This window comes from Bifidobacterium erythrocebi, assembly GCF_012932675.1.
GTDB classification, from domain to species: domain Bacteria; phylum Actinomycetota; class Actinomycetes; order Actinomycetales; family Bifidobacteriaceae; genus Bifidobacterium; species Bifidobacterium erythrocebi.
In genome coordinates this window covers 109,712-123,666 of record NZ_JAAIIF010000002.1, presented here as the reverse complement: position 1 = coordinate 123,666, position 13,955 = coordinate 109,712, and the positions used below count along the sequence as shown (strand labels likewise).

The following is a 13,955-nucleotide window of genomic DNA, read 5'->3' as shown; positions in this document are numbered from 1 at the left end:
CGACCTCGGATTCGTTTGTCCGCTTTAAAAAACTCATAACCCCACCATTCTAACAAAGGGCGGTATTGCTGGAAAATCAAGGTTTCCGGCTACAGTGGTTTGTCATGCATTCACAGAAAATCACCGCACTGCTCCGCTCCGCTCTGGCGGCCGGATGCGCGCTGGCCATGTGCGCCACGCTTGCGGGTTGTTCCAATAGCTCATCTTCCTCGTCGGACTCCTCGTCCAAGGATTCCAGCAAGCAGACGGTCAACATGGACCAGATCTCCGGAATCACCGCCACCGGTAAGCTCGGGGAGAAACCGAAGGTCACGTTCAAGACCCCCATGACGGTGCAGAACAACACCTACGCGGTGCTGCAGAAGGGTAACGGCGACACCATCCAGAAGGGTGACCGCGTCTGCGCCCAAGGCATCGCCATGAACGTCAAGGACGGCTCCGAACTCATGAGCTCCTGGGAGAAGAACACCCCCGACTGCTCGATCCTGCTGTCCGACTCGAACCTCAAGCAGATCGAACCATACAAGGCGATGGTCGGCCAGAAGCTCAACACTTCCATCGCATTCGGCATCAACGACAGCAATTCCGCGAACACCTCCTACATTCTCGTCTACACGCTCGTCTCCAAGTCGAAGGACCTCACCCGTGCGGAAGGCGATAAGGTCGCCGATATCCCGGCATTGTTGCCGAAGGTGACGCTGGCGAAGGACGGCAAGCCTTCCATCGATATGAACGGCCAGGGTTCGGTCGATAAGCAGATCACCCAAACGCTCATCAAGGGCAAGGGCACGAAGATCACCAATTCCATGACCGCGGTGGTGAAGTACACCGGTTGGACGACCGACGGCAAGCAGTTCGATTCCTCGTGGGACAAGAACACCACCTTCGATGCCGATGTCTCCTCCTCCGGCCAGATCATCCAAGGTTGGAAGGATGGCCTAATCGGCCAGACCGTCGGCTCCCAGGTGCTGCTGGTGATTCCGCCGGACAAGGGTTATGGCAATAAGGCCACCGGCTCGATTCCGGCGAATTCGACGCTGGTGTTCGTGGTCGATATTCTCGCCGCGTACTGATCGGTTGCCCTAGCCGTTCCGCAGCGGATTCCAATCGGCGGATTTCGGCTAATATAGCGAAGGAGTCTTCCCGGGTATCGGGAAGACTCCTTTTCAGTTTGCGGCTCGGCCTGTTGCCCAAGCGTGGCCCGAGCCGCGGTTCAGTCCTCAGCGCGGAGAACGCCGTCACGCATTGTATAGCAATAATCGGCGATCTGGTTGAGTTCATCGAAGTGATGGGATGCGATGATGACGGTGGCGCCCCGATCCCGTTGACGTCGCATTTCCTCAAGGAACATCGCCACGGATTCCTGATCCAATCCGTTCGTCGGCTCGTCCAGCACGATGAGGTGCTGGTGTTCCATCAGCGCTTGCACGATGGCGAGCTTCTGCCGCATACCCAGCGAATACGATTTCACCTTGGCGTCGGCATGATCCAGCAGATCGAACAGTCGCAGCAGCCGTTCCGTTTCCTCCTGATCGAAATCCTTATTGATGCCCGCCAAATACTTCAGGTTCTGCATGCCGGTTTCCGAAAGCACGAATCCCGGATTCTCAATGATCACACCCACGGAGTCCGGCAGCTTCCGATTGAACACGACAGGCTCGCCGTTCATGGTCACCGTGCCCGCGTCCAACCGGATGAACCCGCAGATCGCACGCAGCAACATGGTCTTGCCCGAACCGTTCGGGCCCACCACGCCGTAGATTCTTCCGCGTTCGAACCCGGCGCTGACATCCCGCAGCACCTGCTTGTTCTTGATGGTCTTCGACGCGTGATCGATGGTGATATACATGATGTTCTCCTTACGAAACGACTATGATTCAGATGATTTCCAGACGCTCGAACAGCGCATAATTCGCCACGATCAGCGCCGCCGTCAGAACGCCCAATGCCACGCTCCAATTCGGTACGCCCAGAGGCGATTCGAGCAGCCAGCGCATCAACGGCATATACGACAACGGCACGATGTACAGCACCATTGCCGCAAGATAACCGTAGGGGCGGTTCCTACCGAGGTAGCCCAGGTTGATGATCAATGCCAGCACCAGCAACGTCCAGCCCGCGCATACCGCACCGATCATCAGCTGTTTGGGGGACGCGTACACCACGTGAAGAGCCACAGCCAGCTGCACGCCGGCATAGACGAGGCAATACGCCCCCACTATCGCGCAATATCCAAGGAATCTCAGTAGACCTCGGGGTCTGCGCACGTACACCATCGTTTCGGGAATACTGAGGTATTCCGAAGGGCGTTCGAGCATCAACGCCACGCCAACCACCATGAATCCGATGGCGTACAAGTTGCTTTCCAATCCGGACGGCATGTATGACTCGGGGGCGCGGAACATGCCGATGAAAATCCTGCAATCCTGGCCGCTCGTGTAAAAACGGTACGTCATTACCGCGTACATGAGCACAAGCATCAGACGAAGACCGTTGCCTTCGCGCAGCACCTGCAGAGTCCTCTTCCACACCATCATGTCAATCTCAATCTGTCGGCGCGATGGAAAGCAGCCATGTTCATCATGGCCATAAGCATGCAGTAACCGATGAAAGGCAACACCTGCCGCACGAACACCGTTACCCAGGAATCGCTGATCGGATACCAGAAGTAGAAGGCGTATCGGGTCAGATCGCCGGCCATGGGCTTCAGACAGAAGTCGGCGATGATGAAGACGACGATGATCGGCGGCAGCACCTGACCCCAATCCATACCCATGTTCATCAACAGCCAGACGGCCAATGTCACCGACATGTTCATCATGAACAGTTGCGCCAGCATAATCGTGCATAGCACCCACTGCCGCGGGTCGTTCAGACTCTCCTTCAGCACATTCGCGATGATGAAAACGCACCAGACGATCAGAGAGACGACGACCGATACGAACACCGACCATAGGGCGTTCAAGCGAAACTCGTCAGTGGGATTACGCCGCACCCGTTCGAAGGCACCGAACCGTGCACACCCCATGCAGAACAGTATGAGGTTCGCGGGCAGAACCACACGTTCCGACACTTCCACCATGCACCCCTGGTACAGATCAAGTAGGGAAAAAGGTTGCTGCAACACCGAAACGAGATACGCCATGCCGCATATTCCGGCCAAGCACATGATGCTCTTCGCGTTGGGGGACAGCCTCCTCAGCGGCGTGAACAGCTCACCGGTCATGGAACCTCCTTTGCAGCCAGCACAGCACGGCGGTTATCGCGGGAAGGGCCACAAGCGTTATCGCAATGCCTATGAGATTGGCGGTTTTCGCTTCCCAAGGACGGGAACTATCGACATCTAGGTAAAGGATCGGATTGGCGTCTTCCGTATATGGAAGGTGCGGAACATAAACCGGGAGCATCCACCACAACAGCATGAAAGCAACCGGAACCATCACCTCAACGTGCCCACGCTTCACAAACGGCGAAATCGCAACTGCTATGCATGTGAACAATCCTGAAATAACGGCCACCAGCAATCCAAGAACAACAATGCACAGTGGTTGGTTCAGACGATATATCGGATATATCCATGACTCCGACGACACCAATATGTATTGGAAACTCCGAATTTCCATATCAGAACTCTCCACACCGTCGATAAACGTCAAGTGGGGATTCCTGACCGCCGAAAACACGAGGCTCATGACATACGGAAGCACTCCTCCCAAAGCCCCGAGCAGGAACCCGGAGCACAACGATGTACGCTCCACAACGCCATAACTAGAACGAGCCTGAAGCAGCAACAACCTTCCGCTGCGTCGTTCCACGGCAAGCACGCTGCCACCTACCAACGCGGCTAAAAAGGGAAACAGAAAAAGATACAATGTCGTGCCGCTACCATCAGGCGCGAACAGCAGCACTTCATCCAAAAACGTCGGCTCATGCCATTGAATCCTGTAGCCCGTATGCCGCATCGTCCACCATTGGAATCCGACCAGGAACAGCGACAACACCACGACAATGGCAAACCGAATGCTAAGCAGGCCTCTTCGCAGTTGCGTAAAGAGCATTTTTTTACTAATCATGCAAATTCCTAAAGCCATGTGTGGTGGATGGGCATATATGCTTATCCACCACACAAACAACACATCAGACGGAATCAGGACTCCAAACTCCCCATGCCTGCGTTGTTGTTCCGTATGCTAAATCATTTTGCAGCCGAAGATGGATTTGCCGAGGCTTATAGCCATTCCATTCATACGCATATTGGCTAATGAAGTATGAATTCTTAGCCTTTATTTTTACTGTGTCAGATCCAACATCACCGTTATTGAATGAGAGCGCCCAAACTCTGACAGTTCGATTTTCGGTAATGGCGTCAGCTTTGATGTACGCATAGGAAGCATCCTGCTTTTGCCTATTCGGCGTATCTGCGGTTTCCCATTTCTTCAGATATGCGCTCCATGCGGTATCAGCATGATTGTTAGCCATAGCCGGTGCCGCGAAACAGAACATGGAGGCAATCGCGACTATAACGGCTGCGCACCATTTCCCCACTTTGTTCATACTCAGAGATTTCATCTTTGGAACTCCTTGTCTCTGTATGGTTTGTAAGACATCTTGTCTTACGGGAACCAATGTATGCGGGCACGGCCGGCCATCCCAGCGTATCTGCAGTAAACTGCAGACGGTCTCCCGAAACGATCGTCCCGCAGCGAGGCAATGCAACACACTGCAAGCATGATGCGCCTAGGGAAAATACGACTCCAGACACAGAGAAGCGATGATCGACAAGCACCGACCATAGGGCGTTCAAGCGAAACTCGTCGGTGAGACTCCGCAGCAACCGTTCGAAGGCAACGAAACGAGATACGCCATGCCGCATATTCCGGCCAAGCACATGATGCTCTTCGCGTTGGGGGACAGCCTCCTCAGCGGCGTGAACAGCTCACCGGTCATGGAACCTCCTTTGCAGCCAGCATAATACGGCTACTATCGCCGGAAAACCGACCAAGGTCATAGCGATGCCAATAAGGTTCGCGATGTTCGCCCCAGGCGTTTCGAAACCATCAAGTTGGAGATAGAGAATTGGATTCAGTTCCTCAACATGGCTTGATATGGAGGAAAGCTGGATTATCCCCGGAAGCATCCACCACAACAGCAGGAAGGCAACCGGCACGAGCACTTCCACGTTCCGATGCCTTACGAACGGCGAAATCGCAACAGCCAAGCATACAAACAATCCTGACAGCGCCGCCATTAGCAGTCCGACGACGACAATGCACAGCACCTGGTTGAACCGATAAATCGGATAAACCCATCCATTCGTGGAAATCAGAATGAATTGGAAGCTCGCAATATCGACATCCGAACTCTCCACGCCATCGATAAACGACAAATGGGGATTTCCCCCAGCAGCAAGGAGAACATCGATGACGTAGGGGAGCACGCCTCCCAGAGCTCCCAGCAGAAAACCCGAGCACAAGGAGGTGCGTTCCACGACGCCATAGCTTGAACGAGCCTGCAGAAACGTCAATCTGCCACTGCGGCGTTCCACGGCCAGTGTGCTTCCTCCAGCTAATGCGGCCAGAAAAGGAAACAGAAACTGATATAGCGTAGTTCCACTGCCATAGCTGGAAAACAACAGCGTCTCGTCCAAGAACGTCGGCTGGTGATATGGCAGTCTATATCCCGCATGTCGTATCGTCCACCATTGGAATCCGACCAGGAACAGCGACAACACCACGACAATGGCAAACCGAATGCTAAACAGGCCTCTTCGCAATTGCGCTTGTAACAGCATGGCATTGATCACCCGTCATCCCTCCTCGTCTCTGTATATCGTCCCTGCATGGTGTCCCTGCATGGTTGGCAAGACAGTTTGTCTTACGGGACCAATGTATGCGGGCACGGCCGATCAGCCCAACGCGCCTGCAGTAAACTGCAGACGGTTTCCCGAAACGGCATCGTTCCACAGCGAGGCAATGCGATACACTGCAAGCATGATGCCTAGGGGGAATATGACTGTTCATAACGTACGCATCGGTGTGCTCGACAACGACGCCTGCGCAATGCAATACATCACATTAATGCTGAACCAGCTGAATCACAGAAACGGGTTGGAGCTGAGCCTCTGGTCGACGACGTTCCCGACGCGAGCCATACAGGAATGCCAGTCCGGTAACAGCCCCACCAACATACTGCTTCTCGACATGGCCTTGAACGGAGTCACGGGACCACAAGTCGCGCGGATCCTTCACCAGGTCTCCCCCGAGACCGCAATCATCGGCATGACTTCATACGAACCGGAGCTTTACCGGGCGGAGGCAACACAGGCCGGCATTCCGACGATTCTGGACAAAACAACGCTTTCCGAACAACTACCTTCGGCGATCATCGACGTATTGCGTACCCCGCACCCCACCTTCACGCCAGCCGCCGTTCCAACCGGCCGCGAACCCACAGCCATGCCAAGACTCACCAGCGCCGAGCAACGCATTCTCACACTCAGCGCCTCCGGTCTGAACGCGAAGCAGATCGCGACACGACTTGGCATCTCCGCCGACACGGTTTTCTCCCATCGCCGCAACATCAAAGCGAAATTCCACGCCTCCGAATGGCATGACGTCATTACGGCATGCCGCGACGCACATATCATCTGATCAGCAGATGCAATCCGATTTCCGCCCATGAGCCTAGGAACCATGAAACGTCTCACTGCTGTCCGTCACGGAACCACCGTGGCCATGCCCCACGGCGCACTTGCCGTGACCACCATCCTGCTCGGTTGCATCGCGATCGCCAACATCGGTTTCATCTGGGCGAACGACGGCTCATACTGGCCCAAATACCTGTGCTGCGCCATCATCACCATCCTCGCCGTAGGCTGGTTCACGTTTGTTCCGGGTCGCGGCTGCTATGCCATCATCGCCTTATCCGTGGCCGATTTCCTGTTCGGCGGCATCGCGTTCGTGCCAATGCTGCTTCTAGCACTGCTCGCGGTGGGATTCATCGGTTATTCGAATCTCGTCGAAGCGGCTTTGGCCGGCATCGCATTGCTTGGCGCCATCGTGTTCTCCCCCGATACCGTCGCGTTCCCGACAATCGACAACAATCTGCTTTCCTTCCCGTGCCTCGTTGCGTTGACGCTGTGCGTCAGCACGCTTATACGCAGGAACGGCGAACGGCAACGGCAGATGCAACGGGAGCAGACGCTGCTCGCCAATGCGGGCATCGCGCAGAATCTCCACGACTATACGACGAATGATCTGAGCGACATCATCATGATGGCCGAATACCAGTTGACGCTATGCGCGGAAGACCAGCGCGAGGCGTGGTCGAATGTCCGCAACATGGCGGTCGATGCCTTGACCCACACCAGAAAAGCCATCCTTACGCTCGAAGACGACGGCGATGCGATACGACAACGCGACATGCGTGAACCGCGCGAACCGCATAAATCGCACGAATCGCACGAACCGTTTCGGCAGTATGCCGAAAACGGTCTGGGTGAACTTGATGACATCATCCACACGTGCCGAAGCAGCCTTGCCGCAAGCGGCTTCACCGGTGAGGTCATGCGTCTCGGCACGGAACCGACAACCATCGACGCGGATATGGCATCACTGGTCGTCGGTCTGATGCGTGAACTGTTCGGCAACATCGCCAGACACGCCGACGTATCCGGCGGATATACCATGCTGATCGCGTGGGGAGACGATTCCTGCAGCATCGACCTTTCCGACAAGCCGAAACCGAATAACGCTATTGGATTGCGCTCGGGTTTGGAACGCTACCGGCGTACCGTCGAAGCATGCCACGGGCAATGGAACATCGAACAGTCGGAGAACCGTTGGGATTTCCATGCCACGATCCCCTACCGCACTGCGGGCCGCGGTTCAGAAAAGCCTTAACGAATCGTCCTCCGTGCCCTTCATCTCCTCGTAGTCGAGGATCAGGCAACGGAAGCCTCGGTCCTCGGCCAGCACGCGTGCCTGCGGGGTGATGGTCTGTGCGGCGAAGATGCCGTGCACCGGCGCGAGCAGAGGGTCGCGGTTAAGCAGTTCGCAGTAGCGCGTGAGCTGTTCCACGCCGTCGATGCCGCCATGGCGTTTGATTTCGATGACCACGTGCTCGCCGTTCGCGTCGATGGCCATGATGTCCACCGGGCCGATGGCGGTGGGGTATTCGCGGCGCACCAGCTTCGCGCCCTTGCCGATGCGTTCGATCTGTTCGGCCAGGTACTGCTGCAGGTGGTCCTCCACACCGTCCTTGATCAGTCCGGGGTCCTCGCCCAGATCGTAGGTCTCGTCGGAATAGACGTGCTGCAGGGTGACCTCCAGCACGTCGGAGGATTTGGCGGAGGCGACGCGCAGCACCTTTTCGGGCGCGGGCGTATCCGCATCATCGTCCGCGTCGGCCGGGGTGATGTCCTTGAGCGTGCAGGGTGCCGCCATCCAATTGAGCGGCTTGTACGACCCGAGTTCGGAGAAGATCAGCAGACTGTTATCGGCCTTGACCAGCAGCACGCGCTTGGCGAGTGGCAGCGAGGCGTTGAGACGGCCCGAATATTCGGCGGAGCAATCGGCAACCAGAATTCGCATAAGAGCCCACCCTAGCGCATGGCCTGACTTCGTGCGGCATACGTCGCTGCCTGGAACACCGAACCCGGAAAAGCGGAGCAATACAAAACGGGGCGGCACCCGCATGGAGTGCCGCCCCGTCAGGAGACGATATCGTCAGTCGGTCATTCGGTCTCTTCGACTTCCGCACGCTTGAGCGTGCCGGCGTCTTCGACCGCGACGGTGAGCTTGTTCGAGTCGAAGGAGATGAATCCGTCAGCGACCTCGATCACGTGACGGGTTCCGTCCTTCTCAACCACGGCAAGCTTACCCTGCTTAATCAGCGTGAGCACGGGCTCGTGATTAGGCAGAATACCCATCTGACCGCCGGAAGCGGGAATGGTGACCTGCAACGCCTCGCCGCTCCACACAGGGTGCGCGGCGCAGACGATGTTCACCTGCATCGTGGCTTTGTCACTCATCAGTCACCATATTCCTTCTGCATGTCGTGCCACTTGCGCTCGAGATCGTCGATGCCGCCGATGCCGGAGAAGGCCTGCTCGGGCACGTTATCGTACACGCCGTCGCAGATACGGGTGAAGGCTTCGATGGTCTCGTCGGCCGGCACGTAGGAACCCGGACGACCGGTGAACTTCTCGGCCACGTAGAAGTTCTGGCCGAGGAACTGCTCGATACGACGAGCGCGGTTCACGGTGGTCTTGTCCTCTTCGCTCAGCTCGTCGATACCGATCAGGGCGATGATGTCCTGCAGCTCCTTGTTACGCTGCAGAATCGCCTTGACGCGGTTGGCGCACTCGTAGTGAGCCTGGCCCACGTAACGCGGATCGAGGATTCGCGAGGTGGAGCTCAGCGGGTCCACTGCCGGGTAGATGCCCTTCGAGGCGATCTCACGGGAAAGCTCGGTGGTCGCGTCGAGGTGGGCGAAGGTGGTGGCCGGAGCCGGGTCGGTGTAATCATCGGCCGGCACGTAGATGGCCTGCAGCGAGGTGATGGAGTGGCCTCGCGTGGAGGTGATGCGCTCCTGCAGGGCGCCCATCTCATCGGCCAGGTTCGGCTGGTAGCCCACGGCGGAAGGCATACGACCGAGCAGGGTCGACACCTCGGAACCCGCCTGGGTGAAGCGGAAGATGTTGTCGATGAACAGCAGCACGTCCTGGTTCTGCACGTCACGGAAGTACTCGGCCATGGTCAGTGCGGTCAGCGGAACACGCAGACGGGTACCCGGCTGCTCATCCATCTGGCCGAAGACCAGTGCGGTCTTCTCAAGCACGCCGGCCTCGTCCATTTCGCCGATCAGATCGTTACCTTCACGGGTACGCTCGCCGACGCCGGCGAACACGGACACACCGCCGTGGTTCTGGGCCACGCGCTGAATCATTTCCTGAATCAGCACGGTCTTGCCGACGCCTGCACCACCGAACAGACCGATCTTGCCGCCCTGCACGTACGGGGTAAGCAGATCGATGACCTTCACACCGGTCTCGAACATCTGGGTCTTGGACTCCAGCTGATCGAATGCCGGCGGGTTGCGGTGGATGGGCCAGCGCTCGGTCACGGTGATGGTCTCATCCGGCTTCTTGTTCAGAATGTTGCCGGACACGTCGAACACGTGGCCCTTGGTCACGTCGCCGACCGGCACGGAGATCGGCTTGCCGGTGTCGTGCACTGCGGCACCACGAACAAGACCATCGGTCGGCTTCAGGGCGACTGCACGAATGGTGGAGTCACCAAGGTGCTGTTCGACTTCCAGCGGGATGATGTGGCTGCCGCCTTCGCCCTCTTCCTTGGTGCCCATGTCGGACAGCTCAACGGTCAGTGCGTTGTAGATGTCGGGCAGATGGCCAACCGGGAATTCAACGTCGATAACCGAACCCTGGATACGCGTAACGCGTCCGGCGATCGGCTCAGTAGCTTCTGCAGTCTGGTTCTCAGCCATATGCGTTCCTACTCTTCCTTCTTATTCAGCGCGTCGGCGCTGCCGATGATTTCGGTAAGTTCCTGGGTAATCGAAGCCTGGCGGGAAGCGTTGAGCTTGCGCGTCAGATCGTCGATCAGGCTGCGGGCGTTTTCGGTCGCCGTGTGCATGGCATTCTGTCGGCTTGCCGTTTCGGATGCGGCTGCGGTGAGCAGGCATTCGTGGATGCGCGACTGAATGTACTTCGGCAGAATGGCGTCCAGCACCTCGTCCACACTCGGCTCGAATGCGTACAGCGGGCTGGCTTCGGCATCCTGGTCGGTGTTGACGCTCGGCTGATCGGCAACGACTTCGACAGGCAGCATGCGCAGCACGCGCACCTTCTGCACCACCATGTTGATGAACTCGGTGAAGACGATGTAGAGTTCGGAGACCCCGCCCTCTTCCTCGGGCTTCATGTAGGCATCAACCAGTGCCTTCGAGATCGCTTCGGCGACTTCAACGCCGGGCTTGTCGGTATTGCCTTCCCAAGTACCTGCGATATCGCGATTGCGATACTTGTAGTACGACACTCCGCGACGACCATACACGTACAGTTCGGTCTGCTTGCCCTGCTCGTCGAGGCGGGCCAGCAGTGATTCCGTTTCGCGGATGATCGAGGAGGTGTAGGGACCTGCCATACCACGATCCGAGGTGAGGGCGAGAACGGCCACTCGGTTGCCGTTCTCGCTTTTCTTCACGATCGGATGATCGATATGGGTGTGCTGTACCAGAGCTTGCACGGCGTCGGAAATCGCATCGCTATACGGCTTCGCGTTCAAGGCGACGTCGCGCGCCTTGGCGATGTGCGAAGACGCGATCATCTCCTGCGCGTTGAAGATCTTCTCCAACGAGCTGGTGGAGGCGATCCTAGATTTCAATGCGAGTTGCGAGCCCATGGATCACTTCTCTCCCGCGACGATCTTTTCCTGCTCGATCGGGGCTGCGTGCTCCGTATCGGGCTTCTTCTCGACCAGCGGCTTGCCTTCGCTGGTGACGAAGGTTGCACGGAACTCCTCCACGGCCTTGTCGAGGGCAGCCTCGGTGTCGGCGGTGAAATCACCCGTCTCGCGGATGGTCTTGAGGATATCGGTGTTGTGGTCCAGGTAGTCCAGCATGCCCTTCTCGAACGGCAGCACGTCCTTCAGCGGCAGGTCGTCCAGCTTGCCGTGGGTACCGGCCCACACGGAAGCCACTTCCTGCTCCATGGAGTACGGCGAGAACTGCGGCTGCTTGAGCAGCTCGGTCAGGTGCGCGCCACGGTTCAGCTGGGCCTTGGATGCCGCATCCAGATCGGAGGCGAACATGGCGAAGGATTCCAGCGAACGGTACTGGGCCAGGGAGATCTTCAGCGTGCCGGAGACCTTCTTCAGTGCCTTGGTCTGTGCCGCGCCACCGACTCGGGAGACGGAGATACCGACGTCCACGGCCGGACGCTGGTTGGCGTTGAACAGATCGGACTGCAGGAAGATCTGACCGTCGGTGATGGAGATCACGTTGGTCGGAATGTATGCGGACACGTCGTTTGCCTTGGTCTCGACGATCGGCAGGCCGGTCATCGAGCCACCGCCGAGGTCATCGGAAACCTTGGCGCAGCGCTCCAGCAGACGGGAGTGCAGGTAGAAGACGTCGCCCGGGTACGCCTCACGCCCCGGCGGGCGGCGCAGCAGCAGAGAGATCGAACGGTAGGCCTCGGCCTGCTTCGACAGGTCGTCGAAGACGATCAGGACGTGCTTGCCGTGGTACATCCAGTGCTGTCCGATGGCGGAACCGGTGTACGGTGCGATGTACTTGAAGCCAGCGGAATCGGATGCCGGGGAGGCCACGATGGTGGTGTACTCCATGGCGCCGGACTCTTCGAGGGACTGCTTCACCGATGCGATGGTGGAGCCCTTCTGGCCGATGGCCACGTAGATGCAGCGAACCTGCTTCTTCGGGTCGCCGGTCTCCCAATTGGCCTTCTGGTTGATGATCGTATCGATTGCGATAGCGGTCTTACCGGTCTGGCGGTCGCCGATGATGAGCTGGCGCTGGCCACGGCCGATCGGCGTCATTGCGTCGATGGCCTTCAGGCCGGTGGACATAGGCTCGTCAACCGGGTGACGATGCATGACGTCCGGAGCCTGGGCTTCCAGAATACGGCGGCCTTCGGTCTTGATCTCACCCATGCCATCGATAGGACGACCCAGCGGATCAACGACGCGACCAAGGTAGCCATCGCCTACGGGCACGGAGAGCACTTCGCCGGTACGACGCACTTCCTGGCCTTCCTCGATACCTGCGAAATCACCGAGGATAACCACACCGATCTCGCGAGCATCAAGGTTGAACGCCAGGCCCTGCGTGCCGTCCTCGAAGGTCAGCAGCTCGTTGGCCATGCAACCAGGCAGACCTGTCACGTGCGCAATGCCATCGCCGGCCGTCGCGACATAGCCCACTTCCTGAGTGGGGGTGTCGGTCGGCTTGTACGCTTGGACGAAATCGTCAAGCGCCTTGCGCACCGAGGCAGGATCAATGGTAAGTTCTGCCATGATCTCTCCTTTATTGTTGTGTAAAAATCTGTTTGTTCAGCGGTTCGGGCCGTTCAGGATACGACCTTTACGCTGCGCTGCAAGTTCTCCAGCTGCGCGACCACGGTGTTGTCCGTGACCTCGTCGCCCACCTGCACGCGCATGCCGCCGAGCACGGACGGGTCGACCACGCAGTTGATGTGGGCCGCGCGACCGAGCTTCTTGGAATACACCGCGATGAGCTTGTCGATCTGCTCCTGCTTCAGCGGCGTGGCCGTGGTCACGGTGACCATCGTCTCGCCCATATGGCGCGAGAGCTTGTTGATCAGCCACTGAATGGTTTCCAGATAGCGACGACCGCGCAGATTCTCCGTGGCGTGCTCCGCCAGACGCATCGTGACCTTATTCAGTCCCTTGCCGTCGAACAGTTCGTGGAAGAACTTGACGCGGACCTCGCTGGGCGCGGTTTCGTCGTAGAGCTTGGCACGCACCACGGGCGCGTTCAGCAGCGCGGAGTGCAGCTCAGCCAGTTCGATGGACACCTGCAGCGTGCTGTCGGTGGCATCCGCGTAATACATCATGGCGTCCACGCCGAAATCCTCGACCGCGTTCGCGATATCGGTGGCGCGACTCCAGCGGCGCTTGACGACCTCGGTCATGATCTCCATCGTCATGGGATGCACCTGATCGCCCAGCAGGGTCTTCAGGACCGCAACCTTGTCTTCAAGAGGTCGTGACACATCGGTCAGCGCACGCTCGATGCGGATGTTGCCGTCGAGCAGCGAGGTGATGACGAACAGCTCATTGCCGATGCGCCATGCATCCTCACGGGTATCACGCAGCTTGGATGCCAGCAAATCACGCGATTCACGATCCGCAATACGAGATGCTTCTCCTCGCATGATGTCACCTGCCTTTCTC

The 13,955-nt window shown here is 58.0% G+C and carries 15 protein-coding genes; 3 read left to right on the top strand and 12 right to left on the bottom strand.

The window, feature by feature from the left end:
* Nucleotides 1-104: 104 nt before the first annotated feature.
* On the top strand, nucleotides 105-1,073 hold the full coding sequence (locus G1C98_RS00525) for an FKBP-type peptidyl-prolyl cis-trans isomerase (RefSeq protein ID WP_169078240.1): 969 nt from the start codon (nucleotides 105-107) through the stop codon (nucleotides 1,071-1,073).
* 140 nt (nucleotides 1,074-1,213) lie between these two features.
* On the opposite strand, the gene G1C98_RS00520 is transcribed toward G1C98_RS00525, so the two are convergent.
* The 6 genes from G1C98_RS00520 to G1C98_RS00495 all read right to left on the bottom strand — a co-directional run bounded on the left by G1C98_RS00520 (nucleotide 1,214) and on the right by G1C98_RS00495 (nucleotide 5,803).
* The gene (locus tag G1C98_RS00520) at nucleotides 1,214-1,849 is read right to left on the bottom strand and encodes an ABC transporter ATP-binding protein (protein WP_169078238.1); all 636 of its coding nucleotides are present in this window, start codon (nucleotides 1,847-1,849) and stop codon (nucleotides 1,214-1,216) included.
* Between the two features lie 28 nt (nucleotides 1,850-1,877).
* Complete coding sequence (locus G1C98_RS00515; RefSeq protein ID WP_169078236.1) at nucleotides 1,878-2,537, bottom strand: hypothetical protein; 660 nt, start codon at nucleotides 2,535-2,537, stop codon at nucleotides 1,878-1,880.
* On the bottom strand, nucleotides 2,534-3,226 hold the full coding sequence (locus tag G1C98_RS00510) for a beta-carotene 15,15'-monooxygenase (RefSeq protein ID WP_169078234.1): 693 nt from the start codon (nucleotides 3,224-3,226) through the stop codon (nucleotides 2,534-2,536). Before G1C98_RS00510 ends, G1C98_RS00515 begins: the two co-directional genes overlap by 4 nt.
* Entirely contained in the window at nucleotides 3,216-4,073 is an 858-nt protein-coding gene (locus G1C98_RS00505) for an ABC transporter permease (RefSeq protein ID WP_169078232.1), read from the bottom strand. Before G1C98_RS00505 ends, G1C98_RS00510 begins: the two co-directional genes overlap by 11 nt.
* A 64-nt stretch (nucleotides 4,074-4,137) precedes the next feature.
* On the bottom strand, nucleotides 4,138-4,569 hold the full coding sequence (locus G1C98_RS00500; RefSeq protein WP_240944860.1) for a hypothetical protein: 432 nt from the start codon (nucleotides 4,567-4,569) through the stop codon (nucleotides 4,138-4,140).
* Nucleotides 4,570-4,936: 367 nt separating this feature from the next.
* Nucleotides 4,937-5,803: an ABC transporter permease gene (locus G1C98_RS00495; protein ID WP_169078230.1), complete on the bottom strand. Its 867-nt coding sequence runs from the start codon at nucleotides 5,801-5,803 to the stop codon at nucleotides 4,937-4,939.
* A gap of 232 nt (nucleotides 5,804-6,035) precedes the next feature.
* Here G1C98_RS00495 and G1C98_RS00490 point away from each other — a divergent pair, with 232 nt between their 5' ends.
* Nucleotides 6,036-6,650, top strand: coding sequence for a LuxR C-terminal-related transcriptional regulator (locus tag G1C98_RS00490; RefSeq protein WP_335341270.1), 615 nt, complete (start codon nucleotides 6,036-6,038; stop codon nucleotides 6,648-6,650).
* Between the two features lie 42 nt (nucleotides 6,651-6,692).
* Nucleotides 6,693-7,901, top strand: coding sequence for a sensor histidine kinase (locus G1C98_RS00485; protein ID WP_240944859.1), 1,209 nt, complete (start codon nucleotides 6,693-6,695; stop codon nucleotides 7,899-7,901).
* Here G1C98_RS00485 and nucS read toward each other — a convergent pair.
* The 6 genes from nucS to G1C98_RS00455 all read right to left on the bottom strand — a co-directional run bounded on the left by nucS (nucleotide 7,887) and on the right by G1C98_RS00455 (nucleotide 13,936).
* Complete coding sequence (gene nucS, locus G1C98_RS00480) at nucleotides 7,887-8,591, bottom strand: endonuclease NucS (protein ID WP_169078228.1); 705 nt, start codon at nucleotides 8,589-8,591, stop codon at nucleotides 7,887-7,889. The genes G1C98_RS00485 and nucS overlap by 15 nt on opposite strands.
* Before the next feature lie 143 nt (nucleotides 8,592-8,734).
* Nucleotides 8,735-9,031, bottom strand: a complete 297-nt coding sequence (locus tag G1C98_RS00475; protein ID WP_169078226.1) for a F0F1 ATP synthase subunit epsilon — start codon at nucleotides 9,029-9,031, stop codon at nucleotides 8,735-8,737.
* Nucleotides 9,031-10,506 carry a F0F1 ATP synthase subunit beta gene (gene atpD, locus G1C98_RS00470; protein WP_169078224.1) on the bottom strand — a complete coding sequence of 492 codons (1,476 nt, stop codon included), beginning with the start codon at nucleotides 10,504-10,506 and terminating at the stop codon, nucleotides 9,031-9,033. The genes G1C98_RS00475 and atpD overlap by 1 nt, the downstream gene beginning before the upstream one ends.
* Nucleotides 10,507-10,514: 8 nt before the next feature.
* Nucleotides 10,515-11,423 carry a F0F1 ATP synthase subunit gamma gene (locus G1C98_RS00465; protein ID WP_169078222.1) on the bottom strand — a complete coding sequence of 303 codons (909 nt, stop codon included), beginning with the start codon at nucleotides 11,421-11,423 and terminating at the stop codon, nucleotides 10,515-10,517.
* Between the two features lie 3 nt (nucleotides 11,424-11,426).
* A complete protein-coding gene (gene atpA, locus G1C98_RS00460) occupies nucleotides 11,427-13,055 on the bottom strand; it encodes a F0F1 ATP synthase subunit alpha (protein ID WP_169078220.1) in 1,629 nt (542 codons plus the stop codon).
* A 53-nt stretch (nucleotides 13,056-13,108) separates the two neighbouring features.
* On the bottom strand, nucleotides 13,109-13,936 hold the full coding sequence (locus tag G1C98_RS00455) for a F0F1 ATP synthase subunit delta (protein ID WP_169078218.1): 828 nt from the start codon (nucleotides 13,934-13,936) through the stop codon (nucleotides 13,109-13,111).
* Nucleotides 13,937-13,955 lie beyond the last annotated feature (19 nt).